The organism is Marmoricola sp. RAF53, assembly GCF_052114005.1.
In the GTDB taxonomy this organism is placed as follows: Bacteria; Actinomycetota; Actinomycetes; order Propionibacteriales; family Nocardioidaceae; genus Marmoricola.
In genome coordinates, this window is record NZ_JBFRDX010000007.1 from 41916 (window position 1) to 68497 (window position 26582).

Genomic DNA, 26582 nt, shown 5'->3' on the forward strand with positions numbered 1-26582 from the left:
CGGCCGGCTCTCAGGGTCGGCCGGAACGGGCAACCGCGCCAAGCCACGCGAGGCTGGGCTTAGGGGTGCGTACGAACGTCCCCCGGTCGACCGCGATCAGGCCGAAGGTCGGACCCCAGTGCCCCCACTCGTAGTTGTCGACCGCGCTCCAGTGCAGATAGCCACGGACATCGACCCCGTCGGCCATCGCCTCGGACAGATGGCGCAACGCTTCGCCTGTGTACGCGATCCGGCGTTCATCGTCGTCGGTGGCGATCCCGTTCTCGGTCACCAGCACGGGCACGCCGCCGGTCACCTCCCAAGCATGCCGGACCGCGATCCCGAGCGCGTCCGGCCGATAGGCCCAACCGGTGATCGTGTTGTCCGGGCTCGGCGGGTGTGGAATCGGCCCGTCCGCGCCGACCAGCTGACTGGTGTAGGACTGCGACCCGATGAAGTCGTCACCACGCGCACCTTCGAGGTAGAGGTCCTCCCAGACCCAATTGGTCTGGCGGAGCACTCCCTCGTGCTCGGGAGCCGCCGCCTGGAATGCCTGCTGGGCGATCGTCCAGCCGACGGCCGCGTCGGTCCGCTCCCGCAGAATGCGACCGGCTGCCTGGTGGGCCTCCACCAGGATCGTGCCGATCTTTTCGTCGGGCGCAGGCAGCCCTTGGGCGAGGGCGGCGAACCCGTCCGGCCCCGAGAGGAGGCGCCGGACGGAGTCCATCAGGGCAACCATGTTCGGCTCGTTGATCGTGCACACCCACTCGACACCGTCAAGGATCGAGGTGGCGCGATCGACGTACCGGGTGAATCGGTCGACCGCGTCGGCCCGACCCCATGCCCCGTCGGCTGCGAACCAGCGCGGATTGCTGAAGTGGTGCAGCGTGACCACTGGGGTGAGCCCGAGCTCGACCGCGGTGTCGATCATCCGCCGGTAGTGCGCCAACGCTGCGGTCGAGAACCGTCCGGGCTCCGGCTCGATGCGAGCCCACTCGATACCGAACCGGTAGGCGTTGAGTCCCGCCTCGGCAAGCAGTGCCATCTCTTCGCGGTAGCGGTGGTAGCTGTCCAGCGCATCGCCGCTGCGTTCGGGCAGGAAGGAAGGCTCGGTGTTCTCCAGCTCCCACCAGTCGGAGTTGACGTTGTTGCCCTCGGTCTGGTGCGGCGAGGTGGCGGCCCCCCAGAGGAACGTGCTCATTCCCTGTCCTTTCCTGTGACTGTGCGTGCCTCCGTAGGCGAGCCGACTGCCCGAACCAGGAGGAGGAGCTTGATCAGCTCGATGGAGCGCTCGAGCGCTGGATTACCTTCGCGGCGATCGAGGAAGAACCCGTGCCGCGCTCCAGCGAACTCGACCAGCTCGCAGTCATTGCCCGCGGCCTCCATGGACGCCTGAAATCGGCGGGCGAGCTCGATCGGCACCAGCCGGTCGTGGGTGCCGTGGAACATCAGTGACGGCGGCATGCCCCCTCGGACGTGGTGCAGCGGAGAGGCTGCACGCGCTCCCTCCGGCGTCAGGCGCAGGCTCCGCCGGACCAGTGATGCGACCAGGCCACGGTTGCAGCACTGGTCCACCGCCGGGTTGAAGAGCACCAGTCCGGTGTAGCCGTGCGACTCCTGTCCTCCGGGCGGCATCGCCAGGGCCAGCGCGAGCTGCGCACCCGCGGACCCGCCACCGATCGCGATGTTGTCGAGGCCCGCTCTCTCGGCGATCGTCCGGAACGCGCGGTCTGCCTGGGCTGCGTCAGCCAGGCAGTCCGCGGGCGTTGCGGCCCCGGCGCCCACGAGCCGGTAGCCCGCACTCGCGGTAAGGATGCCGGCATCGGCGAGCTTCCGGGCGTGCGGAACGAGCATCGTCGGTCGCCCGCGCCTCCACCCACCTCCGTGAAACAGCAGCAGCGCCGCGCGTGGCTGCTGTGCCGGGTAGAGAACGTGCAGCGGCAACGGCGTCTCACCGTCGGCGGCGACGAAGTACTCGCCACCTTCGGAGCGGGCCCCGTTCACGCCAGCACCTGACCACCGTCAGCAAGGGCCGTTTCCAGCGCGCCCAAGAGCTCCAGACTCATCGCGGGCGTTGTGGCCGCCAGCTGGTACGGCGTCATCTGGCCGAGTAGTTGGCGCAGATCGTCGTTGGCGAGGATCGGCAGGAGCTCGAGGACTGCTGCACGACCGCGGGGGTCGTCAAAGATCTCGGCGAAGGTGCTCAGCACTCCCAGCCCGTCGCTGCGGAACGCCTCGGCAGGCGGGAGCGGCTGCGCGGAGCCCGCGACCTGGTCCTGCTGAGCGCGTGCGAGCAGGTGCTCGGCCCGGACCGGACCCGTGACCGGGAGCCTCATCCGGGCGAACTGGCTGGCCGGAGCGTCACCCGAACGCATCAGTTCCACCATCAGGTTTGCCATGCGCAGCTCAAGTTCGTCGTCGACGAGCGGCCGCCGCTGATCCGGGTCACTCTCCAGGTCGAAGAGCAGGGTGCCGAAGGAGTAAGGGTTGCCCCAGGACGTGCCGGGGACCTGCACCAGCGGAACCCCCTTGGTGAAGGCGAAAGGGTCCGCGAGCCTGGCATCGCGAAGCTCGACGGGCGCGAACCGGCTCGACATGTGCGTCGGCATCAGCGTGTACTCCTCCAGCGGGGCGTTGCTGTCGTCCGCGCAGGCACGCATGTAGACGTAACGACCGTCGGTGACGTTCACGTGCCCTCCGAAGATGCCGAACAGCCCCGCTTCGCGGACCGGTTGGTCGGAAGCGACAGTGCCGGTCAAGGGCACCCCCTGCATCTCGGGAGTGCATTCGAGGCCGAACCAGTCCAGCAACGTCGGCCCGAAGTCGATCGTCTGCACCAAGCTGGCCCGACGCTCGTCGCGGGCACCTGCACGCGGGTCCCAGATGAACAGCGGAGTGTGAATGGTCTCGTCGTACCACGGCTGCACCGACTTGCCCCACCAGCCACGTTCGCCGAGCAGGAAGCCGTGGTCGGTGCAGACGATCAACAAGGTGTCGTCCCACAGATCGTGCTCGTCCATCGCGTCGAGGACGCGGCCCAAGGATTTGTCGCACATGGTGAGCAGCGCGGAGTACTCCGCACGGATGTGCTCGACCGCCTGCTCGTCCTCGGTGACCCTGCCGTACGCCGGCCAGTCGAACTGCGGGCCGTCGTAGTCGTGCACGTAGTGCGCCCGGTGCTCGTCATAGCTGAAGAAGGGCTCGTGCGGGTCGAAGGTCTCGATCTGGAGGAACCAGTTGTCCTCCGCGTGGTTCGTCCTCAGGAAGTCCAGTCCGGAGTCGAACGTGAGCGTCTGGCAGTGCAGGTCCTCGGTCGCCATGTACTGCCGGTTGATCGTGTCCTGGCGGTTGCCGTAGCCGCGCCCGGAGTTCAACAGCACCTCGGGGTCAGCGACATGACCCTTCCACTTGTCGCCCTCCTGGCCGCGGAACAGCTCGTAGCTGTTGAACCGGTTGTGATAGGTCGCCCCGCCGTCTTCCCAGTAGTGATAGTGGTCGGTGACCAGGTGGGTGTAGACCCCGGCTTGGGAAAGCATCTCTGGAATCGAGTCGTCGAAAGGCTCCAGCGGCCCCCAGCTGCGGTGCAAGAAGTTGTGTCGACCGGTGTGCAACTCACGACGCGCCGGCATGCACGGCATGCTTCCGGCGTAGCAATTGTCGAACGACACCGATCGCTGCTGTAGCCGCTCGAAGTTGGGCGCGTGGATGTCCTCGGCGCCGTACGGCGGCAGGTAGCGGCGGTTGAGGGTGTCGAACATGACCATGATCGCGCGCACTGCAGTTCCCTTCGTAGGACTCTCCGCGTAACCTACCTACCTATTAGTCGGTCAGCAAGTGAGGAAGCAGATCCAATGGCTACAGTTCATGGCGAGTGCAAACCGGATTTCGCACTGGTGCGCGACGCGTTCGAGTCCGGCTTCGAGCAGGGACTCGAGGACGGCGCCAGCGTCTGCGTCACCCTCGACGGCGAGGTCGTGGTCGACCTCTGGGGTGGCACCGATGGAACTGGCCTTCCCTGGCAGGCCGACACCCTGGTCAACGTCTGGTCGGTGACCAAGACGATGAGTGCAACAGTGATGTTGATGCTTGCCGATCGTGGCGAGATCGACCTGGAGGCTCCGGTCGCCCGCTACTGGCCGGAGTTCGGCGTGCACGGCAAGGACGCCGTCCTGGTCCGACACGTGCTTGCCCACACGGCAGGTCTCCCCGGCTGGGCGGTACCGATCGAGCCACGCGATCTCGAAGACCACGAGCGGATGAGCGCCGCGCTCGCCGCTCAGGAACCGTGGTGGTCGCCCGGCTCCCGGGCCGGCTACCACCCGATCACCCAGGGCTTCCTGGAGGACGCGATCGTCCGCCGGGTCACTGGACAGAGCATCGGCCGGTTCTTCGACCGCGAGATCGCGACACCCCTGGGCGCCGATTTCCACATCGGCCTGCCCGCCGAGCACGACGGCCGGATCGCCCGCCTCACGCCACCTGCGTTCGGGATCGGCGGGGACCCGGCCGCCGCGGTCGAGGATGCTGAAGAGGCCGCTCTCGCGGAACGGGTCAGCACCAGCTGCCCGCTGACCGGCGACGAACCGAACGAGCGCTGGTGGCGGGCGGCGGAGATCCCGGCAGCCAACGGCTCCGGGAACGCGCGTTCGATCGCGCGCGTGCACTCGGTGCTCGCCTGCGACGGCGAGCTCGGCGGCGTCCGGCTGCTGGGCACCCCCGCCCTTGACCGGATCCTGGAAGAGCAGAGCAGCGGCGTGGATGCGGTGATGCGGTACGCGCTCCGGTACGGCATCGGGTTCGGACTGGTCAGCCCTCAGGTGCCGCTCAGCCCGAACCCCCGCTCGTTCTGGTGGGCCGGTTGGGGCGGCGCGATGTCCGTGATCGACCGGGACGCCCGAATGACCGTCAGCTACGCGATGAACCGGATGTCCTCCGAGTCACAAGACCTGCGAGCGATCAACCTGATCTTCCACGCGTACGCCGCTCTCGAGGCCACCTCGTGAAGGCGTCTCCTGGGCCACTCAGCTGACAGCGGTCGCGCTGACGGACATGTCCGCGGCGCCCACGATGCCGGCGTCGACCCCGAGCTCCGCCGACAGGACCCGGACACGGGAGGCTCCGGGGCGTTGCACCATCGCAGCGTTCAGCGCCGCCTCGACCGGCTCGGTCAGCAGCTCACCCGCCTCGGCCACGCCGCCACCGAGAACGATCGTGTCCAGGTCGAGCACGGTCACGACGCCGGCCAGTACTTCCCCGAGCCAGCTGCCGATCGCCGCGAGCTGCTCACGCGCGAACTGATCGCCGTCCTGCGCAGCCGCCGTGATGTCCGGCCCGGTCAGTGCGTCGACATCGCCGCCGACCCGGTCCAGCAGCGAAGCCGTGGCCGTACGACGCTCGCGGAGCAGGCGCCGGGTATTGCGAAGCAGCGCGCTTCCGCTCGCGTACTGCTCCACACACCCGGCTCGTCCGCAGCCACACGGCATGCCGTTGCGGTAGGCGAGGACATGTCCGACCTCTCCGGCGACGCCCGAGGCGCCGCGCCGGAGCTGGCCGTCGAGAATGAGACCGGCGCCGACGCCGGTTCCGACCGTGACCACCAGACACTCCTCACGGCCCCGCGCAGCGCCGTGCCGGAATTCGCCCCAGGCGGCGGCATTGCTGTCGTTGTCCAAGCTGACCGGAACGCCGATCGCTTCCTCGAGGAGGTCCCGCAGCGGCACGTCGGTCATTCCCAGGTTCGGCGCCACGAGCACCCGGGAACGCGTGCTGTCCACGAAGCCGGCGACCGCTACCCCGACGCCGGAGACCGGTTCGTTCGCCGCCGCCGACGCGACGACCCGGCTGATCCCCTCGACCAGGTTGTCCAAGTCGTCGGCGCGGGTCTCTTCGCGTGCGCGACGAAGGACCCTTCCGGTTTCGTCCACCACCCCTGCGAGGACCTTGGTCCCGCCGAGGTCGACACCGATGCGGACCGAGGTCACTGTCCGTCCCGGCGACGAGATCCGGCTGCCGATCGGCGCATCGCCAGAACACCGCCACCGATGCAAACCAGGCCGATCACGAGCGCAATCGCGGGAAGGATGACTCGCACACGCTGCAGAGTCTCGGCACGGTCGCCGTACTTGTCCGCCTTGGCCCGAACCTGCTGATCGGTGTACCCGAGCTTGCCTGCGAACAGCGTGCGCACGACCTGACCGTCACGAGTCAGCGTGTCGCGCACATCCTGAACGTCGTTGAGGATCGCGCCGGTGCGTGGTTCGACGTAGAGGGTCCGGTCGACGCCGTAGGTGCGGTCGGCGGGCACAGTCCCGTCAACCTTGAGACCGATCGTGCTTGCGATGACCTCCTGGCTGCCGATCACCGTGTCCGGCACCTTGACCTCGAAGCGGTAGACGGCCACCCCGTCGACATCGGAGTTGCCACGGTAGACGGCCTTCACCGGCTTGCCGAGCGTGCTGTCCCAGATGCTGTACGTGCGCTTTTCGGTGCCGAAAGGAAACTTCAGGACGAGGCCAGAGCGATTGTCCTTGGCGATCGCCTGATCGATGACCTCGGCGAAGCTCTCGCAGCACGGCCGAGCCGCCGCAGTGGAGGCGTCCATCGCGGTCCGCGCCATGCTCTGTTGAACGACGGTGCCGTCGGCGATCTTGCGCGTGCTCGTGGTGAACCAGACGACCACGCCGCTCGGCGCCTTCTTCTCCGCGTCGAGGTCCCCCGCGGTCTTCTGCAGCACGGTGACGTCGGTGGTCTCCTCGGTCTGGGTCGACGGGACGAAAACTGTCGCGTCGTCAGCCTGCATCGTGGTGACCTCGCGGGGATCCTTCTCGGCGGTCGCGAGCTGGGCCGATCCGTAGAACCGCAGAACCAGAGACGCGGTGATCAGGAAGGCACCGATGCCGAAGAGCACGATGGGTAGATGACGGCGCATGGGTTCTCCTAAGGGCGAGGCGGGTGTCGGGATGTCAGACGTGAAGCTGGGCGAAGCTGTGCTGCGGATGCAGCGGGTCTGGGAGATTGACCTGGAAGAGATCGCGGAGCGGCCGCGGGTCCGGTCGGGTCCTCCAGTAGATGCCGGCAAGCTCGGCGAACGCAGCGGCGCCGTGCCAGGCCGGGTGGAATGTGGAACCGGGGACGTCGTTCCAGACCACGGGAAACTCGACGATGTCTGCCCCCTGGTCGCGCAGACGCGCCAACAATTCGACATCGAAGCTGAAGCCGGTGGACTGGACATCCCGAAAGGCACGCCGGCCCAGTCCGCCTCGCATCACCTTGAAGCCGCACTGGGTGTCAGCGACCCCAGGAACCACCCGAGCGGCGGCACCCCGGTACACCGCCGCTCCGAAGCCGCGCACCACCAGGTGGCGCGCGCTGATCACCGAGTCCGCGTGAGCCCGGGAACCGACCGCTACGTCGGCCCCGGCCGCCAGACAGGCCAGCGCACGCTCCACGGCGTCGAGAGCGGTGGCGCCGTCAGCATCCATGAAGCCGACGTACTCTGCGTCCGAGGCAGCGACCCCGGCCGCGACTGCGGCACCTTTGCCGCGCTGTTCGCAGCGCAGAACCGTGACACGGAGGTCCGGGCTGGACGCTGCCCGCGCCAGTGCTGCGGTGTCGTCGGTACTGGCGTTGTCGACCACGATCGTCTCGAGGCGCACCGAGGGAGAAGGCGGCCTCGAGACGACGTGGCGCCGCAGGAGCTCCAGGGTCCGCGGCAGCCGGGAGGACTCGTTGTAGGCCGGGATGACGATCTGCAGCCGACGGTCATTCATCGGCGTAGCTGACGACCGCTCCCGGCGACTGGTGGGCAGGGGCCGGGGGTTCGGCGGCGTGCACGCCGACCACGGCGGTCACAGCCGCCAGCACAACACCGGCAACGGCGGAGATGGCGAGGTTCATGGGGCGCTCCTGTAGGTAGTGATGGGTGGCGTCGGTGTGGTGGGGGCCAGCAGGCGGCGACCCTGTCGGCGCTCGCGGCGCTCGCGCTGACGGGAAGGGTCAGCGACCGGGGAGGCCAGCAGCAGCTCCTCGGTGAAGGCGTGGCTGGGGTGGGAGGTGATCTGCGCGCACGGGCCGAACTCCAGCAGACGCCCCTGCTGAAGCACGGCGACGCGGTGGCTGATGTGCCGCACCACTCCGATGTCGTGCGACACAAACAGGTAGGCGACCCCCGTGCGCTCCTGGATGTCGATGAGAAGCTGCAGAATCCGGTCCTGGGTGGAAAGGTCGAGCGCTGAGACCGGCTCGTCACAGACGATCAGCTCCGGCTCCAGCGCGAGCGCCCGGGCAATAGCCACCCGCTGTCGTTGGCCGCCGGAGAACTCCCGCGCAAATCGGTCCGCAGCTCCAGTAGGAAGGCCCACCTGGTCGAGCAGCTCGACCACCCTCCCGCGTGCGGTCGCCCGGGACCACCCTGCTGCTCGAAGGGGTTCGGAAAGAATGTCCTCGACCATCATCGCCGGGTTGAGCGAGGTGTAGGGGTCTTGGAAGATGACTTGGATCCGCCCCGACAGCGGGCGCCTCTGCGCCCGTGACAGCGATTGGATCTCGTTCCCGTCGTAGCGGATCCGGCCGGCGGTGACCGGCGCCAGGCCGAGCACCGCCCGTCCGATCGTCGTCTTGCCGGAGCCTGACTCGCCGACGAGGCCCACGCATTCCTGCGGGCGCACGTCCAAACTGACGCAGTCGACCGCGGTGAACGTCCGACCTCGACGACGGCCGGGATAGCGGACCACCAGATCCTCGATGTCCAGCAGGCTCATCGTGCGATCTCTCCTGTTCGGCCGCTCGGGCGCGACGTTCGGTCCTCGACGTACTCGGGACGGACGTGGTGCTCATCTGGCACGGCGGCCAGCAACATCCGCGAGTACTCGTGACGCGGCTGAGCGAAGAACTCCTCCGCAGGCCCGGACTCGACCACTTGGCCGTCGCGCATCACCGCAACGTCGTCGCAGAGGTCTGCGATCACACCGAGGTCATGGCTGACCAGCACGATCGACATGCCGTACTCCTCCTGAAGACCACGGAGCAGGTCGAGGATCTCGCTCTGCACGGTCACGTCCAGGGCAGTCGTCGGCTCGTCCGCCACCAGGATTTGCGGCTCCGTCGAGACGGCGCCCGCGATCAGCACCCGCTGCGCCATCCCGCCCGAGATCTGGTGCGGGTAGGACGCCATCACCCGCTCGGGGTCACGAATGCCCATCCTGCCGAGCAGTTCAGCGGCGCGTTCCCGCGCTTCGGAGCGCCCGAGACCCCGCGCACGCAGCGGCTCCATCAGCTGGTAGCCGACCGTGAAGGTCGGGTCCAGGTTGCTCATCGGCTCCTGTGGCACGTAGGCGATCGTCTTGCGGACGCGCCGTTCGCGCTCGCGTGGCGACAGGCTGAGGATCTCTGTTCCATCCAGCCAGATCTCGCCCGACAGGAGCAATGCCTGGCTCGGCAGCAGGTCCAGCAGGGCGAACGCGGTCTGCGTCTTGCCAGAGCCAGACTCACCGACCACGCCGAGCGTGCGTCCACGTCGCAAGACCAGGCTCGCCCCGCGAACCACTTCGACGATCTTCTCGCCGGACGGGTAGCCGACCACCAGGTTGCGGACCGCGAGCTGCTCCTCGGCGGGGGGCGGTGCTTCGGAAGGCCGTGGAACCGGCTTGAGGTGTGTTGCCGCGGACGTCGACGCAATCGCCGCGCCGCCATCCACCCCTTGCAGGACGTCGCGCGCCCCGCTGGCGATCAAGAAGAAGGCGGCGACTGTCAGCGCCATCGCAAGTCCGGGCCAGATGAACAGGACATCATTGACGTTCATCGCCGCGAATCCCTCGCTGAGCATTCCTCCCCAGGTGATCGTGGTGGCGTCGCCGAGGCCGAGGAAGTCCAGCCCGGTCTGCACAGTGATCGCCACGCCAGCCATGACGCTGACCATCAGGATCAACGGCCCCCGCACCACCCGGAAGACGTGCCGAGCGATGATGCGCCAGTCGGACAGCCCGGCCACTTTCGCTGCGTCGATGTAGAGGTCGTTGCGCACCGCGTGGACCTGCGCGCGAAGCAGTCGAAAGACCGCCGGCGCCATCATGCATCCCAGAGCAGTCATCGAGATCCACATCGAACTGCCCAGACTGGAGATGATCGCCAGCAGAACGATCACCGAGGGCAGGGACATCGCGAGACTGGACACCCAGTCCATCGCCAGATCGACCCGGCCGCCGTAGTACCCGGCGATCAAGCCACCCGGGAGCCCGAGCAGCATGGCCACCGCCAGCGCGATCGCGCCGCTGAACAGGGTGGCCTTGGTCGCCACCACCAATCGGGTGAGGACGTCTCGACCGCCGCTGTCGGTGCCGAGCAGATGCCCGTCGGTTCCCGGTGGCGCATTGAGCTGGTTGAGGTCAGCTTCCCACGGGGCGTTCGGCGCGACCCAGCCGATCACGATCGCGGCGACCAGCGCGAGCAGCACGAATACGAGCAGGACCACGCCGACGCGAGAGAGAGGATTGCGGAGGATCATCCGGAAGGTCGAAGGACGGACCGGGGCCTCCAACGACTGGGCCGTGACTTCGATGCTCATGCTGCCCTCGACTTCGGAGTCAGCCACATTTGCGCGAGGTCGACGAGCAGGTTCACCAGGATCACCAGGCCGCCGGTCAGCACGACCATGCCCATGATCACGGGCCGATCGCCAGCGGCGGTGGCATCGACCGAGAGCGTGCCGAGCCCCGGAAGGGAGAAGACCTTCTCGACCATGAAGGCGCCGCCCAGCATCGCCACGAACCCGAGCGACAACGAGGTCAGCCACGGCGGAGCCGCATTGCGAAGTGCATGCCTGAACAGCACCGACCTGTGCGAGATGCCGCGCGAGCGCAAGGTGCGAACGAAGTCCGCCTCGAGTACGTCCATGAGCGAGCCCCGTGCCTGCAGTGCCGCCCCTGCCACACTGCCGAGCGTGAGAGCGAGCACCGGAAGCACCAAGGCACGCAGCCACTCCGACGGCGACTCCGCCAGCGGCACGTAGCCGAAGACCGGAAACACCTGCAGCTTGACCGCGAAGAGCAGCAGCAACAGCAGCGCGAGAAGGTATCCCGGCAGTACGTGACCGATCACCGCGAGCAATTGCACGAACCGATCGACCCAGACCCGCCCGTAGACCGAGGCCACCGCGAGCGCCAGGCTCAGAACGCTGATCACCATCATGCTGAGCGCGACCAACGACATCGTCACCGGCAGGTTCGCTCGGATCTTCTCAGCGACCGGCTGATCGCCGACGTAGGACGTACCGAAGTCGCCGTGCAGCACCCCGCCGGCCCAGTCCGCGAACTGCTCGACCGCGGGCCGGTCGACGCCGAGGCGGTGATTCTCCGCAGCGACCTGGGCGTTGGTCGCCTCGGGCCCGAGGATGTTTCTGGCAGGGTCGCCGTCGCCCAGGCCGGTGATCACAAAGCCGGTGACACAGACCGCAGCGAGCAGGAGGAGCGCCGCAGCGCACCGTTTCAGGAGAATCATCGCCATCCGCGGATCACTTCCCGGAGCGCTGGAACCGGACCAGGTCGATGCCCTGGGTCTGCGGCTCGACCGTCACGCTTGCGACCGACGCGACGGCGTTCGAGTTCGCGAAGATCGGGGCGAACCAGGCGTTGTCGACCAGCCAGGTGTTGATCGAGCGGTAGATCGCGTCCTGGTCCGCGCCGGGAGCCGCCTTCTTGGCCGCGGCGAGAAGCCGGTCGAGTTCCGGGTCCTCGTTCTTGTAGGGGTTGAAGGTCGCATTCGACAGGACCGAGAGCTGGATGTCCTGCCAGGGAGCCTTCGTACCGAGCGCCATGAAGAACATCGGGAACTTGCCGCCCTGCATCGAGCCGAGCAGTTCCATCACCGGCACCTTCTTCCACTTGACCTTGATGTTGATCGCTCCGAGCTGCTGGTTGATCGCCGTGTTCAACGCAGGACTTCCGACGAACTGGCTCAGGTCCGGCATCGTCACCGAGAAGCCCTTGGCGTAACCCGCCGATGACATGAGCTGCTTCGCCTTGTCGACGTTGCGCTTGTACTTGTCGTTGAGGGCCTCGTCGTACGCCGGACCACCGGGAGCGAAGATCTGGTCCGTCCAGGTGGACCCGTTCGGCACGAGCTTGGTCGTGAACAGGTCGCGGTCCAGCGCCAGGTTGATCGCCTGACGCACTTCGACCTTGCCGAGGGCGGGCTGGACCTTGCCGGCCCTGTCAGCGAGGATCAGACCGTTCCAGTTGCCGGCGGACTCACGCACCTTGAGACCGGCAGCCTTGACCGCACCCAGCTGCTGGGCGACCAGACCAGCCGCGTCGATCTGACCGACCTTCAGTGCGTTGAGCACGGTGTTCGGGTCAGCCAGCTGAACCAGCTTCAGGTTGTCGAAGGGGTACGCGCCCTTGTCCCAGTAGCTGTCGTTGCGCTCGAAGACCGTGGTGCCGGTCTGGGACTTGCCGGCGTCGTAGAGGTAGGGACCTGAGCCGACTGGGGTCTTGGCGAGGCTCCCCGACTTGAGCGAGGACGCCGAGGCCATGATTCCGAGATTGTCGGTCAGGTTGACCAGCAGCGCCGGATCCTGCTCCTTCAGCTCGATCACGAGACGGTCGGCGGCCGACGCGCTGACGCTCTTGATCGAGTCGGCCATGTTGGCGCGCGGCCCGTCGGTCTTCATGAACCAGTCGAGGACGGACTTGGCGACGGTCGCGTCGAACTTCGTCCCGTCGCTGAACGTGATGCCCTGGCGCAGCTTGAGAGTGAGTCGCGTCCGCGTTCCGTCGTACGCGAACGAGGTCGCCATCCCCGGTTCCGGATTGCCGTCGGCACCCGGGTGAAGGAGCGTGTCGTACACGGCCTGGCAGTAGAACCGGCCCGATCCGCAGTCCATCTGCGTCGGGTCGAAGGTCGTCAACGGGGTCGGGGTCGCGATAGCCAGCGTGTCCTTACCGGCTCCGCTCTCGTCCGACGAGCCCCCGCATCCGGCCAGCGCCGCGGCACTCAACAGGCAGGTGGAAAGCAGGGCAACGAACTTCGTGGTCTTGCGCAAGACGCACTCCTCGGGCGAGTCGTGGCGCTCTCGAGGCCCTACTTCGGGTCACGGAGCGATGTGGCGGGCGCCACATCCGGCGGCTAACCTACCTATCATTAAGTCAGTTCGCAACCATCTTCGAGAAGGGATTTCAATGGCACGGACCCAAGAGGCCGAGCGCGCGGGAATCAAGCGTCGGGCAACGATTGTCAACGTCGCGCTCGACCTGTTCGCGGCTCACGGCTACGACGCAACTTCACTCGCCTCAGTAGCGCGCGCGGCCGGGATCAGCCAACCGGGACTGTTGCACCACTTCCACAGCAAGGAGGTCCTGCTCGTCGCCGTGCTGGACGAACGTGACCAGAGGGCGTTGACCGCCGTGGACATCGATCGCGCCTACGACACGACACCTGTCGAGCGCGCACTGGAGGTCGCTGACGCCATGGTCGCGTGGAACGCGCAGCACCGCGAGCTGGTTCGACTCGGCCACCTCGGCGCAGCACACAATCCACCGCTGGCGAACGCATGGGCTCGGGAGCGCACAGCGAGGTTCCGCGCTCAACTCGCCGGCGTGATTGCAAACGACATTGCCGCGGGCATCGTCCGTCCGTCCGCCGACCCGGGCCAGGTCTCGTCCTGGGTTCTGGCCGGGATCGCGGGGCTCGAGTCTCAATGGCTGATTGACGAGGACTTCGACATGGTGGCGTCGATGTGCGCGTTCACGCAGATGCTCCGCCGCGACCTGCTGGTCGTCTCGTGAACAGGCGCCCTCGCTCGGTCTACTCCTACGGCGACGAGCCGGACCCACGCTTCTCCCTCGCCAACGAACGCACCTTTCTCGCCTGGATCCGAACAAGTCTGGCCCTGGTCGCCGGCGCCGTCGCTTTCGCCACGATCGTGCCCGACCTACCCCCAGTGGCGCGCGCAGCGAGCTCCGGTGCTCTGTGCATGGGCGCCCTGATCTGCTCGCTGGCGGGATGGATCCGATGGCGGCACACAGAACTCGCCCTCCGAACCGGAGCACCGCTGCCGGGCTCCGCGCCAACCGCGACTCTGGCCGTGGCAACCGCGGTGTCGGCGAGCGTCGTGCTCGCGTGGGTAGTGCGAGCCACCTGGTGAGGCGCCTTTCGCAAGGACGATGCTCGACGCTGGCTTACTGAGTACTCGGTCAGTACGCTAAGGCGAAATCGTCCACCCGCAGGAAGGAAAACGCGTGCTTACCCCTGGAGATCTGAAGGATCGAACCGCCGTCGTCACCGGAGGCGCCAGCGGCATCGGCGCCGCCCTCGCCGCCGAGCTCTCCACTTACGGCATGGCCGTGGTCGTGGCGGACATCGACGAACAGGGCGCCCAGCGTGTTACCTCCGAGCTTCAAGAACGCGGCGCCACCGCACTCGCGGTGCGGGTCGACACCAGCGATGCGGCTTCGTTGGAGCATCTCGCCGAGACTGCGTACGCGGCCTTCGGCTCTGTCGAGCTGGTCTGCAACAACGCCGGGGTGCTCACCTTTGGTGACGTGGCCGACTCCCCCGTAGACGACTGGCGTTGGCTGTCCTCGGTGAATGTCGAGGGGTTGCTGAACAGCGTGCACGCGTTCGTGCCCCGGATGCGTGCGCAGCAGGGCTGGCGGCACATCATGAATACCTCCTCGACGCATGCCTTCCTTCCCGACCCGGGCCACACCGGGCTGTACAGCGCGACCAAGCAGGCTGTGGTGGCCATCAGCCGCGGGTTGCGCCAGGAGCTCGCAAGCGACGGCATCGATGTCACCCTGCTCTGCCCGGGCCAAGTTGCCAGCCGCATCCTCGACTCACAGCGCAGTCGGCCGGACAGATTCGGGCCGCGCGCAGCCGAGCCGTTCGGCACCGGGGTCATCCCGATCGGCACGATCGAGCCGCACGAGGTCGCCCGACAGGCGGTCGCTGGCCTGATCGCTGGTGAGGAGATCGTCTTCGCGCTCGGTGGCGGTGGCAACTTCCGCGAGCAGGTCGAGCAGTGGTGGCGCACCGTCGACCAGGCGATTCTCGCCAGCACCGACTGACTCGGAATTGCCGTGACCAGGGCGATCGCGCGCGGACCCGCGGCAGCATCAGTAGTTCTGTACGTCGCTCTGGCCGCGTGCATGCTTGCCGAGCAGCCCGGGCGAGCCACCACTGACACGAAGCTCGGCCTGGTGGTGGCCCCGGTCCGACTCTTGCGTGAGACATTCACGTTGTGGGACCCGGGCTCGTCCTTCGGCGAGATCCGAAACCAGGCCTACGGCTACCTCTTCCCGATGGGCCTGTTCCATGCGGGACTCGCCGGCCTGAGCGTTCCGGGGTGGATCACCGAACGCGCGTGGTCACTGGTGGTCGTGGCTCTTGCCTGTGAGGGGACCCGGCTGGTCGGGCGCGAGCTCGGCCTCGGTGTCTGGCCCGCCTGGTTCGCCGGGGTCGCTTACGGCTTGAGTCCGCGGATCGTCTCCGAGGTCGGCGTGCGCAGTGCCGAAGTGCTGCCGGTGGCTGTCCTGCCCTGGGTGTTGCTGCCGGTGGTGCTCGCACTGCGCGGGAGACTCGGCCCGCGGCGGGCAGCATTGCTGTCGGCTGCCGCGGTTCCCTTCGCCGGCGCTGTCAACGCGACCGCAACCGTGGCGCCCCTCGCGCTGGTCGTCATCTTCCTGGTCTGGGGTGCGAGCAACGGACGGGTGCGCTGGTCGATGCTGGCCTGGTGGTCCGGTCTGGTCGGAGTGGCCGCCGGCTGGTGGCTGCTGCCCTTGGTCCAGCTCGGGCGTTGGTCGCCGCCGTTCTTCGACTACGTGGAGGACGCGGCGGCCACGACGAGGACCTCCGGCTTCGATGCTGCTGTACGCGGCGCGAGCAACTGGGTCGCCTACCTGACCACCGGCAGCCAACCGACCTGGCCGGCCGGGTGGAGCCTGTCGTACACCCCAGCACTGGTGCTGGCCACCGGAGTGGTTGCGGCAATCGCGTTGCTCGGCCTCGCCACCTTCCCGTCCGGATGGCGTACTCCGCTCGCCCTCGGCGCCATGCTCGGCCTCGCGTGCCTGACCGTGGGACACAGCACTTCGTTCCCGTGGCAGAGCCCGCTGGCAGCACCAGTGCAGGGTGCGTTGGACCATCCGTTCGCACTGCTTCGCAACATCACCAAGATCGACCCGGTCCTCCGGCTGCCGATGGCCCTCGGCCTCGGAGCGGCAATGGCGCGGATCACGGCCGTCCGCGTCCCGCGGTTCAGGCTGCTCGCCGCCGGCTTGGTCAGCGGCCTGCTCGTGATGTCGGCACAGCCCGTGCTCGCCGGAGACCTGCGCACGGCAGGCTGGACCCGTCTTCCAGACGCTTGGACGCAGGCCGCTTCCTTCCTGGCCCGGCAACCCGGTCCTGGCCGGACCTGGGTCGTGCCAGGTGCGGGTTTCGCGGTCCAGGACTGGGGCACGACGATGGACGAACCATTCACGGTGCTCGGCCACTCGCCCTGGGTGACCCGTTCTCAGGTGCCGTTGGTCCCGTCCGGCACCATCAGGATGCTGGACGGACTCGAGAGCCTCCTCATCGGCGGCACGCGCTCCCCCACGCTGGGACAGGTGCTCGCCCGCACCGGGATCAGCTGGGTGCTGGTACGCCACGACCTCGACCCGGGACTGGACGACTCCGCACTGGCCGGAGCCGTCTCGACGGCACTCCACACTTCCGGCGGCGTCCGACCGGCGGCGTCCTTCGGAGGCACCGCCGGCGATCCCGAGATCGAACTCTTCTCGGTCACCCCAGCAACGCGCGCACAGACGCTCACCCTCACACCACTGGAAGACGTGCGCACCGTCGCGGGCGATCCGAGCGATCTCAACGCAGCGGTCGCCGCTGGGCTGGTTCGATCCGATCGAGCGGCGATCGTACGCGGCGACTCCCAGTGGACCCCGCCTGCCGATGTCGTCGGCGACGGGTTCGCGGATCGTGAGCGCCAGTTCGGCCGGGTCCACCAAGCAACCAGCGCACTGCGAACACCGTCGGAGCCCTCGCACACCGGGCGCCGGGTGCCGGACTACCCCGGTCCGGACGGCGGCGAACCGGTCGTCGCGCAGTACAGCTCCGTCACCTACGTGGACGCCTCCACCTCCCAGGGGTTCGCTGCGTCATTCGGTCCGATCCGACCGGACCAGTCGCCGCACGCCGCGCTCGACGGCGACCCGCTGACAGCGTGGACGACATCCTTTCTCAGCGATCCGGTCGGTCAGTGGCTCGAAGTCCACTTTGATCGTCCGCAAAGTCTGACCACCGTGCGCATCGACGGCTCCGCCGGCGTACGGAGATGGCGGGTCAGCGCGGGAGGGCACGACGTACTCGCCGGCGCAGACCGCAGCGGCGCCGCGATCGCACGGCTTCCGGGCGTGCGTTCGCGCAGTCTGCGGATCACGGTCGACGCCGCGAATCGCTCGGAGCCTGCCGCGATCGCAGAGGTACGCGCTTCCGGACTGCCGGCCCGGCGCACCTTCATCATTCCCCCGGTTCCGACCACCCGCCATGCCACCTACCTGTTCCGGGCCGCGCCAGAGGAGACCACCGGCATCGATCGCACCGTCACGCTGCCTGGGAAAAAAGTCTGGCGACTGCTCGGCAATGTTCGCCTCGACGACACCGCGAAGGTCAGTTCGGCCTGCACTGACCGACCGATGTTGAGGGTCGACGGTCGTCCGGTCCGGACGAAACTGCGACACAGCCGCGACACCTCAACAGCCGAGGTTCGCTCCTGCGCCGAGTTGCGGCTGAGCGCAGGAGAACACCGTATCGAGCTGCGCCGCAGCGAAGGACTGCAGCCGACCGCGATGACGCTCACTCCGGCACGAGCCTCCGCTCCCCAAGAATCGACCCCGCGGACGATGCAGGTGCGGCACTCCGGGAGTGTCGAAACCCGGAGGGTCGAGATCGGTCCCGGTGACGCCGCGCTGCTGTCCACACGCGACAACGCGAACCCAGGATGGCGGGCAACGCTGAACGGGGTCGACCTGGTCCCGCAGCAAGTCGACGGATGGGCGCAGGGCTGGATCGTCCCAGCCGGTCGCGGCGGGACCGTGACCGTGATGTTCACGCCGCAGGGGCCGTACCGCGTGGGATTGCTGGCGGGATTGGCAGTCGCAGGTGTCCTCCTGGCCGTGGCACTGCGAGTGCTACTCACCAGTCGACTGAACGGCCCTGTCCGCGATCCCGCTCCGGACGGCGTGCCGTCGCTGACTTGGCGCGTCCGCGGCGCCGGCGCTGGCCTTGCCTGGTTGCTCGGCGGACTACCCGGTTTCGCGGGAGCGATGCTGGCGCTGACTCTGCGCCGGCGGCCGCGAGCGCTGCTCGTCCTGGGCTCTGCGCTGGTCGTCGGCGGCGCGGTGGTCAGCAGTGCACTGCTCCTCGACGGTCCACGTCTGACGCCGCAGATCGCGGACGTGCTCACAGGGACCGGCACGGTCCTGCTGCTGGTCTCGGCGTTGATCGGCGGTGCGGGTCGTGTTCGCTGACAGGCAAAGGCGATGGCGGGCAGACCTGATCTGGACAACCGCGCTCACGCTGCTCGTCCTCGGGCCGATGCTTGTCCGCCGTGGTTTCGCGTTGCGCGGCGACATGATCTTCGTGCCGGATCAGCCCTGGAAGGCGGCCTGGCTCGGACTCGACGGAGCCGTGCCGCGGGCAGTTCCGATGGACGCAGTCGTCTGGCTGCTCGGCCAGCTGGTCTCCGGCGATCTGGTGCAGAAGTCACTGCTGGCCGGCTCGTTCCTGGTCGCCGGCCTCGGAATCGGCTGGCTGCTGCGCGCATTGCCGCCACTGCCGCGAGCCGCCGGGATCGCCGTGTACCTGTGGAACCCGTGGGTGTACGAACGTCTGGCGATCGGCCAGTGGGCCTGCGTGCTGTGCTACGCGCTCCTGCCCTGGATCGTCGTCACCGCCTGCCGGTGGCGCGATGAGCAGCCGGGCGGCTGGGGCGGCACCGCGGCCCTGCTGGTGCTCGGCAGCGTCTGCGCACCATCGATGGAGTTGCTCGCGGTACTGGTCGCAAGCGGCATCCTGCTCGCGCGACCTACGGTCCGGTCGCTCACGGGACTGCTCGCCACCGCCGGATTGGCGAGCTTGCCATGGTCGGTGCCAGCTCTTCTCCGCGCCGGGATCGAGCCACCGTCGCACCAGTTCGACGCCTTCTCAGCCCGAGCCGAATCCTCGCTCGGGCTGATCGGCAGCTTGTTCTCGCTCGGCGGCATCTGGAAGACCTCAGTAGTGCCGCCCGAGCGCGGGTTTGCTGTCGTCGTCGCCCTGTCGGTACTGCTGGCGATCGCCGCGTTCGCCGCCTTCGTTGTCGAACGCGCAACGCTTGGGCCGCTCACGACACTGGGAGTCGGGATCGGGGCCGCACTCGGACTCACGATCGCGATGGGGAGTACGTACTTCCTCAGCGGTCTTGGCCCTCACTTTCCCGCACTCGGCATGCTTCGGGACTCCCACCGCTTCCTGGCTCCGCTCGCGCTGCCGCTGGCAATCGGACAGGCGCTCCTGGTCGACAGGCTGCTGACGGCGGCGAGTCCTCGCCGTGACGCATGTCGACTGGTCGCGATCATGGTGACCCTGCTGCCGCTCGTTCTGCTGCCATCGCTTTCCGGCGGCCTGCGTGGCGCCCTGTCGCCAGTGCGCTACCCCGCCGAGTGGTCCCACGCCGCGTCCCTCGTACGGGACACCGACGGCGCAGTAGTCGTCCTGCCCTGGACCGGGAGCTACCGCAGCTTCGGCTGGAACGGCCACCGCGCGATGCTCGACCCGGCACCACGACTGTTGCCGGCGGACGTGCTCGTCGACGACCAGATCCTGCTGGGTGACTCGCGAGTGGCTGGCGAGGATCCGTTTCTCACCCGGATCGGCGCCGCCGTCGAGGAAGCCAGCCCGGATGCCCTGCGTGCACTCGGGGTCCGCTGGGTGCTGGTGGAGAAGGACAACGGCGTCTCCGAGCAGGCGATCCCGACAGGTCGGGTGGCGCTCGACAGCGCCGGACTCCGGCTGATCGACCTCGGGTCGCCAGCTGCCGCGAACCGCGACGTACCGCCGACTGCCTGGGTGATCGCTGGAGACCTGATCGCCTTGACGCTGCTCATCGCGGCGTTGGTCGCGTCCCGTCGGGTCCGCGAAACCAGGCACGGCCCGCAGCGGCGAGCCGTGGTGGTGAACTGGCGCGACCTGGACCATTCCCGGGCCGGTGGCGCCGAGCGGTACGCCTGGGAGGTCACCCAGGCGCTCACGGGGGCCGGCTTCCAGGTCGAATTCTTGTGCGCCCGCGACCGCGATCAGGCGCGTCATGAGCTTCGCGACGGCATCGTGATCGTCCGCGTCGGCGGCCGGATCACCTTCCTTCCGCGCGCGCTCCTACGACTGGCGCGGCACCGGCACCGCCTCGACCTCGTCGTCGACGCCGACTGCGGGCTACCAGCGTTCTCACCGCTGGTCCTCTCCCAGCGGAGGACCGCGATCGTGCTCGTGGTGCACCATGTCCACCAGGCCCAGTTCGGCGCACTTCCGCAGCCACTCGCCGGGATTGCACGTGGGGTCGAGCGCCGGATGATGCCGCGGGTCTACCGTCGTACGACGACCGTGGCCGTCTCCGAGTCCACCCGCACCGAGATGCGTTCCCAGCTCGGCTGGGCCGGCCCGGTGATGGTGATCCCCAACGGGACCGATACTCCAGCAGATGTCGCGGTCGAACCGCAGGGCGAGCGGGTCATCGTGCTCGGCAGGCTCGCACCGCACAAGCGGGTCGACCTCGCCGTCCGCGCACTGGTGGCGTCACACCGGCACCGGCCCGCGCTCCGGGCCGACGTCGTCGGCGGCGGTCCCGAGCACGAGCGGCTGCGCCGTCTCGTCGAGGTGCTGGGCGCTGCGGACGTGGTGCGGTTCCACGGCAAGGTGGACGAGGCCGAGAAGCATCGGCTCCTCGCCTCGGCTCGCGTGCACCTGTGCGCCTCAGCGGCCGAAGGCTGGGGGCAGGTCGTCCTCGAGGCCGCAGGTCATGGCGTGCCCACGCTCGCGCGTGATGTCCCGGGACTGCGCGACTCCGTCCGGCCCGGCGTGACCGGGTGGCTGATCGGTGGCCACGCGGACGACGCAGCCACCGTCGAGGCACTGACCGAGGGTTTGCGGGGGGCACTCGGCGAGCTTGCCGAGACCGACCGCCGTGAGGAGATGGCTGTCGACTGTCGTGATTGGGCCGGTCGGTTCACCTGGGCGGAAACGCACCGCCTGACCGTCGCGGTGGCGGCCGAAGCACTCACGCAACGGGTCAACGCGCGCTGAGGGCCAGGTCGATCTGCACCGGGTCGAGAATCGCCTCGAGTGCGAGTCTGGCGCAGCCGATGACGCCGGCCTGCTCGCCGTGAGTCGAGGCCAGCACCTGGAGCCGGCGGGTGGCGACGGGGGCCGCGTGCGCATAGAGGCCCTCGCGCAGACCGGCGACGAACGTGTCGTACGCCGCGGACATGTCGCCCCCGAGCACCACCGCCTCGGGGTTCAGCAGATCTACTGCGAACGCAAGCGCCTCGCCCACGCGGCGACCGCTCTCCCGGATCAGTGCACGCGCCTCAGCATCGCCGGCGAGCGCCAGGGCGACCAGCGACCGGACGTGGTCGATCTCGCGTCCGCGCCGGCGCATCTCCTGAACCAGAGCCCAGCCGCCCGCCACGGCCTCGAGGCAACCCTGTTCGCCGCATCGACAGGTGCGTCCCTCGGCGGCCGGGGACTTCACGTGGCCGAGCTCACCAGCAGCGCCCCAGGCGCCTCGGACCAGGTTGCCACCCACGACGATGCCGATCCCGAGCCCGGTGGACGCCTTGACCAGAAGCAGATCCCGGTAGGAGCTCAGCAGTTCCCCGGACTCGGATGCGGCGAGCACGTTGGCGTCGTTGTCGACGAAGACCGGCGCCTGGATGAGCTCGTGGAAGTACGGCGCCAGCGGCACACCGTCCCAGCCGGTGAGCACCGGCGAGTCCAGACTCCCGCCCTTCTCGGGATCCACCACGGCAGGAATGCTGATGCCGACCCCGCGAACGGCGACCGGCGCCCAGCCGGACTCGGTGAGCAGATTCCGACAGCGTTCGACGATCCCGGGCATCAGGTCATCGGGCCCCAGCCCGGGCTGCTGGTCCTCGGCGTCACCGGCGAGCACGCGGCCCTCGAGGTCACAGACGGCGACCTGGCTCCGGCTACCTCCGACGGCAGCGGCCACCACGACGCCGGCATCTCGGTTGAACCGGAGCGTCGCCGGGGGGCGCCCACCGCCGGAGGGAGCCTCGTCGCCTTCGGAGACGAGGCCGGCCTCCACCAAAGCAGCCAGACGCGCCGAGACCGCGGTCCGCGACAAACCTGTGGTGCGCCCGACCTCGGCGCGCGTGGTCGCGGACCCGCTGCGGATCAGGGCCAGAACGGCACCGGCGGTGGCCGGGCCCGCTCCCTGATCTGCAGTCATGCGCGTCATTGAACCACCAGGTCCGGTCCATCCGGCCTACTTTCGCATCTCAAATACTTAAGTGTGTATTGCCTGCGCGCAAAAGTCTGCGTAGCGTCGGCATCTCTTCCGCGACCGCGCAGTCCGACCCGAAGGACAATCGATGGGATCTCCCACCGTCGCCCCGTGCGACGTCGTGGTCTTCGGTGGCACCGGCGACCTGGCGGTTCGCAAACTTCTGCCCGCGCTCTACCAACGGCACCGTGACGGCCAGCTGGCGCAGGACACCCGCATCCTGGCCTGCTCCCGGGCCGGCCTCGACGACGCCGGCTACCGCGACAAGATCGCGGGCGAGCTGCCCCGTTTCGTCCCCACCGACGACCTCGAGCCCGAGGCGGCCGAGCGGTTCTTGCGCCGACTCGAGCACGTCACCCTCGACCTCGACGAGGCCGAGGGCTGGACCGTCCTCGCCGACCGGATCCAACGCACCGGGCCCGGCCGGGTCAGGGTCTACTACCTCGCCTGCGCTCCCGGCCTGTTCGGCACCATCTCGGCGCGACTGGCAGAGCACGGACTCATCGACGACCGGTCGCGGGTCGTGCTGGAGAAGCCGATCGGCCACGACCTCGCGTCGGCCCGGGAGATCAACAATGCGGTCGGGGCTGTGTTCGAGGAGTCGCAGATCTTCCGCATCGACCACTACCTGGGGAAGGAGACCGTGCAGAACCTCCTGGTCACCAGGTTCGCCAACAGCTTCCTCGAGCCGTTGTGGAGCAGCACCGCGATCGACCACGTGCAGATCACCGTGGCCGAGTCCCTGGGAGTGGGCACCCGCGGTGACTACTACGACGGCTCCGGGGCACTTCGCGACATGGTCCAGAACCACCTCCTTCAGCTGCTCTGCCTGGTCGCCATGGAACCGCCCACCCAGGTGGACCGGGAGTCGGTGCGCGACGAGAAGCTGAAAGTGTTGAACGCACTGCGTCCCGTCACGGAGGAGGACGCCCACCGGGTCACCGTCGCGGGTCAGTACTCCGCCGGATTGGTGGACGGTGCCGCGGTGCCCTCGTACGCCGCGGACTGCGGCCGCCCGGAGACCCGCACCGAGACCTTCGTGGCCCTGAAGGTCGAGGTGCAGAACTGGCGCTGGGCGGGCGTCCCCTTCTACCTGCGCACCGGCAAGCGGATGGACCGCCGCAGCTCGGAGATCGTCATCCAGTTCAAGCCGGTGCCGCACCCGATGTTCCCCGGCGCCGAGGGCACCAACGAGCCGAACCGCCTGGTCATCCGGCTGCAACCCGACGAAGGCATGCAGCTGCACCTCACCGCGAAGGAGCCCGGCCCCGGCGGCATCCGGTTGCGCCCGGTCTCGCTCGACCTCGACTACGCCCACGCCTTCCGCCGCCGCTCTCCCGAGGCGTACGAGCGGTTGCTGATGGACGTCGTTCGCGGAAATCCGACGCTGTTCATGCGGCGGGACGAGGTCGAGGCCGCCTGGGCCTGGGTCGAGCCCGTCCTCGCCGCCTGGCAGAGCGCGGGCAAGCCCTCCCACCGCTACCCCGCCGGGACGCCCGGCCCGTTCGCTGCGACCACCCTCATCGAGCGCGACGGGCGCTCCTGGTACGAAGGGAACACCCCCTGATGAAGCCCGCCCTGCACCCCGTCCTCGCTGAGGTGACCGCCCGGATCGTCGAACGGAGCGGCCCCGAGCGTGCGGCCTACCTGCAACGCATCCGGGCTTCCGCCGACAGCGGTCCGGCTCGCCGCAGGCTCGGGTGCGCGAACCTGGCGCACGGGTTCGCCGCGGCCGAGCCCGCCGAGACGGAGGCACTGCGTCGCTCGGCCAAGCCGAACATCGCGATCGTGTCCGCCTACAACGATCTGCTCTCCGCGCACCAGCCCTTCGAGACCTACCCCGCGCAGCTGAAGAAGAGCGTGATCCGGGCGGGCGGGATCGCTCAGTTCGCCGGCGGGGTTCCCGCGATGTGCGACGGGATCACCCAGGGCCGCAACGGCATGCAGCTCTCGCTGTTCAGCCGGGACGTGATCGCCATGTCGACCGCGATCGCCCTGTCGCACGACATGTTCGACGGTGCGCTCATGCTCGGCGTGTGCGACAAGATCGTGCCCGGCCTGCTGATCGGCGCGCTCTCGTTCGGCCACCTGCCGACGATCTTCGTGCCGGCTGGGCCGATGACCTCCGGACTCCCGAACGGCGAGAAGGTCCAGGTGCGCCAGCTGTACGCCGAGGGCAAGGTGTCGCGCGACGAGCTGCTCGATGCCGAGGCGGCCTCCTACCACGGGAGCGGCACCTGCACCTTCTACGGGACCGCCAACTCCAACCAGCTGCTCATGGAGGTGCTCGGCCTACACCTCCCGGGGGCCAGCTTCGTCAACCCCGGGACCCCGATGCGCGAGGCGCTCACCGATGCCGCCGGGCGCCGGATCGTGGAGATCACGGCGGCGAGCGGCACGCTCGCGCCGATTGGCGAGATCGTCGACGAGAAGGCGATCGTGAACGCGTGCGTCGCCCTGCTCGCCACCGGCGGCTCGACCAACCACACACTTCATCTGGTCGCGATCGCCCGCGCCGCGGGCATCACGTTGACCTGGGACGACTTGTCCTCTCTGTCCGCGGTGGTGCCGCTGCTGGCGCGGATCTACCCCAACGGCAGCGCCGACGTGAACCACTTCCACGCGGCCGGTGGCTTGGCCCTCGTGATCCGTGAGCTCCTCGGCGCCGGGCTGCTCCATGAGGACGTCACTACGGTCATGGGTGAGGGCCTGGCGCGCTACACCGACGAACCGGCACTGGTCGACGGCGTGCTGCACTGGCAGGACGGGCCGACGCGGAGTCTCGACGCCGACGTGGTCCGCGGCACCCGCGACCCCTTCGCCCCGGACGGGGGCTTGCGGATCCTGGATGGGAACCTCGGTCGCAGCGTGATCAAGACCTCCGCCGTCAAGGACGAGCATCGCGTCGTCACGGCGCCGGCCCGCGTCTTCGACGACCAGGCCGACTTCCTCGCAGCGTTCGGCGCGGACGAGCTCGAGGCAGATCTGGTCGCAGTACTCCGCTACCAAGGACCCGCCGCGAACGGCATGCCTGAGCTGCACAAGCTCACCCCGGCTCTCGGCGTGCTCCAAGACCGCGGGTTCCGGGTCGCGGTCGTGACCGACGGCCGGATGTCCGGCGCGTCGGGCAAAGTTCCGGCCGCCATCCACCTCACCCCTGAGGCGGCCGCCGGAGGGCCCATCGGCAAGGTCGTCGACGGCGATCTCGTGACCGTGGACGCGGTGGCCGGCACGGTCCACCTGCACGTCGGCGACACCGAGCTCGCGGATCGGCCGGTCACAGGTCGCGCGCTCGACGACGCCGAATGGGTCGGCACCGGTCGCGACCTGTTCGCCGGCCTGCGTGCGACTGTCGGCCGAGCGGACCAAGGCGCCAGCGTGTTCGGCGGAGGCGCGCGATGACCAGCCTGCTCGACCGCGTCCCGGTCATCCCCGTCGCCGTGGTCGACGAGGTAGATCATGCCGTCCCTCTGGCTCGCGCCCTGGTAGCCGGTGGCCTCCCGGTCATCGAGCTCACCCTCCGTACCCCAGTGGCGCTTGAGGCGATACGCCGCATCGCCGCCGAGGTTCCCGACCTCCTGCTCGGGGCGGGCACCATCACCACCGGCGAGCAGGCGAGGCAGGCGGCCGACGCCGGCGCCGCGTTCTTGGTTTCGCCCGGCAGCACATCTGCGGTCCTGGACGGCATGACCGAGACCGGTCTGCCGTTCCTGCCGGGGGTCGCGACTGTGAGCGAGGCCATGGCAGCCCTCGAACGGGGGCTCACCGAGCTGAAATTCTTTCCGGCCGAGGCCGCCGGCGGGGCACCCTTCCTTCGATCGCTGCACGGCCCTCTCCCCCAGGTGCGGTTCTGCCCGACGGGAGGGATCACCCGGCAGACGGCCGCGTCCTATCTCGCCCTCCCGAACGTCGGCTGCGTGGGCGGCTCCTGGCTCACTCCGCCAGACCTTCTCGCCGCGGAGGACTGGGGCACTGTCGCCAGATTGGCCGCGGAGGCGCACCGGCTACCCGCCGACCTGATAGCCGGCTCCTGAGTCCCGCCGAGGTCGTTGGCGAC

At 68.7% G+C, this 26582-nt stretch carries 21 protein-coding genes; 9 read left to right on the forward strand and 12 right to left on the reverse strand.

Annotation, left to right across the window (positions count from 1 at the left end; genetic code table 11):
- Positions 1–10: 10 nt before the first annotated feature.
- Genes AB4Y76_RS07955 through AB4Y76_RS07965 form a run of 3 tightly spaced genes read right to left on the reverse strand, consistent with a single transcriptional unit; the run spans position 11 to position 3755 of the window.
- Positions 11–1180 (reverse strand): family 1 glycosylhydrolase, encoded by a 1170-nt coding sequence (locus tag AB4Y76_RS07955; protein ID WP_441923918.1) that lies wholly within the window; start codon positions 1178–1180, stop codon positions 11–13.
- A complete protein-coding gene (locus tag AB4Y76_RS07960) occupies positions 1177–1983 on the reverse strand; it encodes an alpha/beta hydrolase (protein ID WP_441923920.1) in 807 nt (268 codons plus the stop codon). Before AB4Y76_RS07960 ends, AB4Y76_RS07955 begins: the two co-directional genes overlap by 4 nt.
- Positions 1980–3755, reverse strand: a complete 1776-nt coding sequence (locus tag AB4Y76_RS07965) for a sulfatase (protein WP_441923922.1) — start codon at positions 3753–3755, stop codon at positions 1980–1982. The genes AB4Y76_RS07960 and AB4Y76_RS07965 overlap by 4 nt, the downstream gene beginning before the upstream one ends.
- A gap of 117 nt (positions 3756–3872) precedes the next feature.
- On the opposite strand from AB4Y76_RS07965, the gene AB4Y76_RS07970 reads away from it, so the two are divergent.
- Positions 3873–4982: a serine hydrolase domain-containing protein gene (locus AB4Y76_RS07970; protein WP_441923924.1), complete on the forward strand. Its 1110-nt coding sequence runs from the start codon at positions 3873–3875 to the stop codon at positions 4980–4982.
- 18 nt (positions 4983–5000) lie between these two features.
- Here the strand turns inward: AB4Y76_RS07970 and AB4Y76_RS07975 are convergent, their stop codons facing one another.
- Genes AB4Y76_RS07975 through AB4Y76_RS08010 form a run of 8 tightly spaced genes read right to left on the reverse strand, consistent with a single transcriptional unit; the run spans position 5001 to position 13015 of the window.
- Entirely contained in the window at positions 5001–5960 is a 960-nt protein-coding gene (locus AB4Y76_RS07975; protein WP_441923926.1) for an ROK family protein, read from the reverse strand.
- On the reverse strand, positions 5957–6886 hold the full coding sequence (locus tag AB4Y76_RS07980) for a DUF3068 domain-containing protein (RefSeq protein WP_441923928.1): 930 nt from the start codon (positions 6884–6886) through the stop codon (positions 5957–5959). The genes AB4Y76_RS07975 and AB4Y76_RS07980 overlap by 4 nt, the downstream gene beginning before the upstream one ends.
- A 55-nt stretch (positions 6887–6941) precedes the next feature.
- Positions 6942–7748, reverse strand: coding sequence for a glycosyltransferase (locus AB4Y76_RS07985; RefSeq protein ID WP_441923930.1), 807 nt, complete (start codon positions 7746–7748; stop codon positions 6942–6944).
- Positions 7741–7875, reverse strand: coding sequence for a hypothetical protein (locus AB4Y76_RS07990; protein ID WP_441923932.1), 135 nt, complete (start codon positions 7873–7875; stop codon positions 7741–7743). Before AB4Y76_RS07990 ends, AB4Y76_RS07985 begins: the two co-directional genes overlap by 8 nt.
- On the reverse strand, positions 7872–8738 hold the full coding sequence (locus AB4Y76_RS07995) for an ABC transporter ATP-binding protein (protein WP_441923934.1): 867 nt from the start codon (positions 8736–8738) through the stop codon (positions 7872–7874). The genes AB4Y76_RS07990 and AB4Y76_RS07995 overlap by 4 nt, the downstream gene beginning before the upstream one ends.
- A complete protein-coding gene (locus AB4Y76_RS08000) occupies positions 8735–10540 on the reverse strand; it encodes a dipeptide/oligopeptide/nickel ABC transporter permease/ATP-binding protein (RefSeq protein WP_441923936.1) in 1806 nt (601 codons plus the stop codon). Before AB4Y76_RS08000 ends, AB4Y76_RS07995 begins: the two co-directional genes overlap by 4 nt.
- On the reverse strand, positions 10537–11478 hold the full coding sequence (locus tag AB4Y76_RS08005) for an ABC transporter permease (protein ID WP_441923938.1): 942 nt from the start codon (positions 11476–11478) through the stop codon (positions 10537–10539). Before AB4Y76_RS08005 ends, AB4Y76_RS08000 begins: the two co-directional genes overlap by 4 nt.
- 7 nt (positions 11479–11485) lie before the next feature.
- Complete coding sequence (locus tag AB4Y76_RS08010; protein ID WP_441923940.1) at positions 11486–13015, reverse strand: ABC transporter substrate-binding protein; 1530 nt, start codon at positions 13013–13015, stop codon at positions 11486–11488.
- A gap of 136 nt (positions 13016–13151) precedes the next feature.
- Between AB4Y76_RS08010 and AB4Y76_RS08015 the strand changes: the two genes are divergently transcribed.
- The 5 genes from AB4Y76_RS08015 (at position 13152) to AB4Y76_RS08035 (ending at position 21303) form a co-directional block, all read left to right on the forward strand.
- The gene (locus AB4Y76_RS08015; protein ID WP_441923942.1) at positions 13152–13757 is read left to right on the forward strand and encodes a TetR/AcrR family transcriptional regulator; all 606 of its coding nucleotides are present in this window, start codon (positions 13152–13154) and stop codon (positions 13755–13757) included.
- On the forward strand, positions 13754–14116 hold the full coding sequence (locus AB4Y76_RS08020; protein ID WP_441923944.1) for a YidH family protein: 363 nt from the start codon (positions 13754–13756) through the stop codon (positions 14114–14116). Before AB4Y76_RS08015 ends, AB4Y76_RS08020 begins: the two co-directional genes overlap by 4 nt.
- Positions 14117–14210: 94 nt before the next feature.
- Complete coding sequence (locus AB4Y76_RS08025; protein WP_441923946.1) at positions 14211–15038, forward strand: SDR family NAD(P)-dependent oxidoreductase; 828 nt, start codon at positions 14211–14213, stop codon at positions 15036–15038.
- 81 nt (positions 15039–15119) lie between these two features.
- Complete coding sequence (locus AB4Y76_RS08030) at positions 15120–18494, forward strand: alpha-(1->3)-arabinofuranosyltransferase domain-containing protein (protein ID WP_441923948.1); 3375 nt, start codon at positions 15120–15122, stop codon at positions 18492–18494.
- Positions 18484–21303, forward strand: a complete 2820-nt coding sequence (locus AB4Y76_RS08035; RefSeq protein ID WP_441923950.1) for a glycosyltransferase — start codon at positions 18484–18486, stop codon at positions 21301–21303. The genes AB4Y76_RS08030 and AB4Y76_RS08035 overlap by 11 nt, the downstream gene beginning before the upstream one ends.
- Here the strand turns inward: AB4Y76_RS08035 and AB4Y76_RS08040 are convergent.
- The gene (locus AB4Y76_RS08040; protein WP_441923952.1) at positions 21290–22471 is read right to left on the reverse strand and encodes an ROK family protein; all 1182 of its coding nucleotides are present in this window, start codon (positions 22469–22471) and stop codon (positions 21290–21292) included. The two genes, AB4Y76_RS08035 and AB4Y76_RS08040, sit on opposite strands and share 14 nt — an antisense overlap.
- 142 nt (positions 22472–22613) lie before the next feature.
- Here AB4Y76_RS08040 and zwf point away from each other — a divergent pair, with 142 nt between their 5' ends.
- From zwf to eda, 3 genes are read left to right on the forward strand one after another with little or no spacing between them, the layout of a single operon-like run.
- Entirely contained in the window at positions 22614–24092 is a 1479-nt protein-coding gene (zwf, locus tag AB4Y76_RS08045; protein ID WP_441923954.1) for a glucose-6-phosphate dehydrogenase, read from the forward strand.
- On the forward strand, positions 24092–25927 hold the full coding sequence (gene edd / locus AB4Y76_RS08050) for a phosphogluconate dehydratase (protein ID WP_441923956.1): 1836 nt from the start codon (positions 24092–24094) through the stop codon (positions 25925–25927). Before zwf ends, edd begins: the two co-directional genes overlap by 1 nt.
- Positions 25924–26559 carry a bifunctional 4-hydroxy-2-oxoglutarate aldolase/2-dehydro-3-deoxy-phosphogluconate aldolase gene (gene eda, locus AB4Y76_RS08055; RefSeq protein WP_441923958.1) on the forward strand — a complete coding sequence of 212 codons (636 nt, stop codon included), beginning with the start codon at positions 25924–25926 and terminating at the stop codon, positions 26557–26559. Before edd ends, eda begins: the two co-directional genes overlap by 4 nt.
- The last annotated feature ends 23 nt before the right edge of the window (positions 26560–26582 follow it).